Source organism: Mesorhizobium sp. M7A.F.Ca.US.006.04.2.1 (genome assembly GCF_004022915.1).
Lineage (GTDB): Bacteria > Pseudomonadota > Alphaproteobacteria > Rhizobiales > Rhizobiaceae > Mesorhizobium > Mesorhizobium ciceri.
Map to the genome: position 1 here is coordinate 1 of NZ_RZQA01000708.1, position 3,446 is coordinate 3,446.

At 60.7% G+C, this 3,446-nt stretch carries 3 protein-coding genes and 1 pseudogene; 1 reads left to right on the forward strand and 3 read right to left on the reverse strand.

The features are described from left to right. Positions 1-230: 230 nt before the first annotated feature. The 3 genes from EN925_RS28485 to EN925_RS28495 form a co-directional block, all read right to left on the reverse strand. The gene (locus EN925_RS28485; RefSeq protein WP_024501791.1) at positions 231-608 is read right to left on the reverse strand and encodes an ester cyclase; all 378 of its coding nucleotides are present in this window, start codon (positions 606-608) and stop codon (positions 231-233) included. Positions 609-717: 109 nt separating this feature from the next. Next, positions 718-2,163, reverse strand: a complete 1,446-nt coding sequence (locus EN925_RS28490; protein WP_013530540.1) for a PAS domain S-box protein — start codon at positions 2,161-2,163, stop codon at positions 718-720. A 121-nt stretch (positions 2,164-2,284) separates the two neighbouring features. Further along, positions 2,285-3,184 carry a LysR family transcriptional regulator gene (locus EN925_RS28495; RefSeq protein ID WP_127368570.1) on the reverse strand — a complete coding sequence of 300 codons (900 nt, stop codon included), beginning with the start codon at positions 3,182-3,184 and terminating at the stop codon, positions 2,285-2,287. A gap of 151 nt (positions 3,185-3,335) precedes the next feature. Here EN925_RS28495 and EN925_RS40950 point away from each other — a divergent pair. Then, positions 3,336-3,446 (forward strand): annotated as a pseudogene (locus EN925_RS40950) (cupin domain-containing protein); the annotation flags it as partial.

Consider the following 3,446-nt stretch of genomic DNA (forward strand, 5'->3'; position numbering starts at 1 on the left):
TTCCAGCTAAGGGATTTTCGCCCTTGCGCGACATCGGCAGGAAACGCGCTTTTTGGAATATCGTTCGCGAAGTGGGAAACGGAAGACAATGCAATGCTCCAGGCGAGTATGCCGGGAGAATGCCATTCCTAAACCAATCTTTCCAACGAATTATTTTCGTTAGAATGATCGATTTTTACGAACGATCCACGGACGCTGCCGCGCAGACGTCGCTTTCTGGGCGACCTGGATTAAAGCTGCGCCTCGATCGCGGCCTTGTCGATTACCGACCAGACGTTCCTGATCCGGTCGTCGAGGAATTCATAGAAGACGTTCTCGCTGAAGGACACCTTCCTGCCGTTTATAGGGAGCCCGAAGAAGGTTCCCTTCGGCGTGCAGTTGAACTGAAGCCGGCTGGCTAGGAACGGCGGTTCGGCGATCAGCAACTGGATATCGAAATAGAGGTCTGGGATTTCCCGAAAATCGCGCTCCAGCATGTCCTGGTAACCCGACAGTCCGACGCGGTCGCCATTGTAGTGCACCTCGTCATGAACGAAGCGATGCAGCTTCTGCCAGTCCTGATTGTTGAGGCAGGCGATGTAGCCTCGATAGAGGTCGGTCACGGTCACGGCGATGGCTCCGGTGCTGATGCCCGCCATATTGCGACAGGGCTGAAGGCCAGGACGTACAATAAAAGCAACACATAGCGGGCCGTAGTCCTGTTGCCAGTGCCCAAGTTCAGGGAACAATTCCGAATTCGTGTCCGCTCATCACCTGGTCCAATGCACGCTGATCAACGTGCTCGCTGTCAACCGAAGCCTCAAGTTGGGTCAACGGTGCTTGCAGCGTCCAGGTGACACCGTGGCTATCATGCTCGAGAACACCGGTGCCGCTCACCGCGGCTGGAGCGACGCGCCGCAGCACCACGCTGCCGAAACCACCATGGCCGATCGTCTGTACTTCAGGACCATCTCTCTCTTTCCAGATCAGCTGGAACTGTTTCTGGCCGACCAGTCCGGTTACCTTCCATTGCACCGTTATCGTTCCCTCTGCGGCCGAAAGGACGCCGTATTTAGCGGAATTGGTCGCGAGTTCATGAAACGCTATGCCGAGGTACTGGACGGCATTGGGGCTCAGCGTCAGGGAAGGGCCCGACATTGAGATCCGCTCCTCGTTGCCGAACGGTTTGGCCTGCGCAAGCAGCAGTTCGAAGATCGTGGCGCCCTTCCAGTCGCCGGAAACCAGAAGGTCATGCGAGAGCGACAACGCCATGATGCGCTCGCGCACCTGACGTTCGAACTGGGCCGGCGTCGATGACCGCTTGCTGGTCTCCCGGATCATCGAGATGATGACGGAATACTGGTTCTTCACCCGGTGGTTGACCTCGCGCATCAGCATGCGGATGCGATATTCGTTCTCCTTGGCTACTGATATGTCGCGGGCGATCTTCGAGGCGCCGACGATCTGCCCGACGGCGTTGCGCACCGGCGAGATTGTCAGGGATACGGGCACAAGGCTGCCGTCCTTGCGGCGGCGGATGGTTTCGTAGGTCTCGACCTGCTCGCCTTTGCGGATGCGCTCCAATATGCGCGGCTCTTCGTCCAAATGGTCGTCCGGTATCAGCATAGTTACCGACCTTCCGATTGCTTCGTCGGCGGTGTAACCGAACAGACGTTGGGCGGCTGAGTTCCAGCTCCTGATGACTCCGTTCAAATCCTTGCTGACGATGGCATCGAAGGAAGACTCCACGATGGCTGACAGATGATGCCTGGCCTCGTCGGCATGATGGCGGTCAGTGAGATCGAACAGCATATTGACGGCGCCGACCAGTCTGCCCTGCTCGTCATGAAGCGGTGTGGGATAGGGAAGGAACGGCACACGCGTGCCGTCCGGGCGTTGGGAGATAGCCGACTGGTTTCTGACCGGCCGGTTCTCCTTTAGCGCGACAGCCATCGGGCATTGGTCATGCGGCAACACTTCACCGTCGGTCGTGAACAGCTTGTGCGTCACACACCATTGGTCTTTTCCGAGCTCGGGTTCGCGCCCAGCGAAATCTGCCGCGGCCCGATTGAAATAGGTGATCTTGCCTTCGGTGTCGGTGGTGTAGATTGCTACGGGAAGATTATCGAGGATTTGGTGGGGCAGATCAAAGGTCGAGCTCGAGGTTTTCGTCACTTGCGCCACGTATAGGAGTTCCAGTTAACCGCAGTGAACGCGGTGCCGCGGAAATGGTTCCGCGACCATTTCCGGGGATAGTCACCGCAGGCGGCGGCGAGTCAAAGCCGGGTGGAAGCTGCTCACCGATTTACACCTTGCCCCGGTAGCGCAGCGCGTCGACCAGCAGCGAGAAGGCCGGTGTGGCTTGCCGGCGGCTGGGGTAATAGAGATGGTAGCCGGGGAAGGGCCCGCACCAGTCGGCGAGCACACGCACCAGCCGGCCGTTGGCCAGATGGGCCGTCACCTGCTCCTCAGGCAGATAGGCAAGGCCGAGGCCGGCGAGCACCGCGTTCATGCGCAGAGCGGCCGTGTTGAACACAAGCTGGCCTTCGACCCGAACCTTCAGCTCGCGTCCGGCCTTCTCGAACTCCCAGGCATAGAGCCCGCCATAGGTGGGCAGCCGCAGATTGATGCAATTGTGGGTGGTCAGGTCCTGCGGCGTGCGCGGCTTTGGTCGGGTAGCGAAATAGGCTGGCGAGCCGACCACCGCCATGCGCATGTCGGGGCCGATGCGCACCGCGATCATGTCGCGCGCCACCTGTTCGCCCAGCCGCACGCCGGCGTCGAAGCGCTCGGCGACGATGTCGGTCAGTCCATAGTCGACGATGATCTCGACCTTGATGTCGGGATAGTCGGGCAGCAGCGGGGCGATCGCCGGCCACAGGACCGCATCGGCGGCGTGCTCACCGGCGGTGATGCGGATGGTGCCGGCGGGTTTTTCCCGCAATGCGCTCAAGGCAATGAGCTCGGTCTCGATCTCGTCCAGCCGCGGCCCGACGGTGCGAAGCAGCCGCTCCCCGGCTTCGGTGGGCGACACGCTGCGCGTGGTGCGGGTCAGGAGCCGTACACCCAGCCGCTCCTCCAGCGCCCGCACCGTGTGGCTGAGCGCCGATTGGGAAACCCCGAGCTTGGCCGCCGCCCTGGTGAAGCTTTCCTCGCGCGCCACAGCGAGGAAGGCGGTTAGCTCATTCAGGTTGTCACGTGGCATTCATGAGCCCCCTTCATAAGATCATGCTGGATATAGCACCTAATCGGCACCAATCGCAGACCCTAGATAGGCGTTATCACACCGGGCACCTCCGGCCGTCTTTAAAGCCGGGCGGGTCGTGTCATGGCTGTTGCCAGGAAGGGACAAAACCATGGACATCACGCGAAACGGCTCTCAAGCCTCGGCCAAGGGACCGGCCGACTATTTCACCGGTGCGGTGCGCATCGACGCGCCGTTCAAGGGCAGCGAGCCCGCCCGGGTC

What these genes read in the sequence shown, in the direction of transcription:
- EN925_RS28495 (WP_127368570.1), bottom strand. Translation starts at nt 3,184, where the DNA reads ATGCCACGTGACAACCTGAATGAGCTAACCGCCTTCCTCGCTGTGGCG.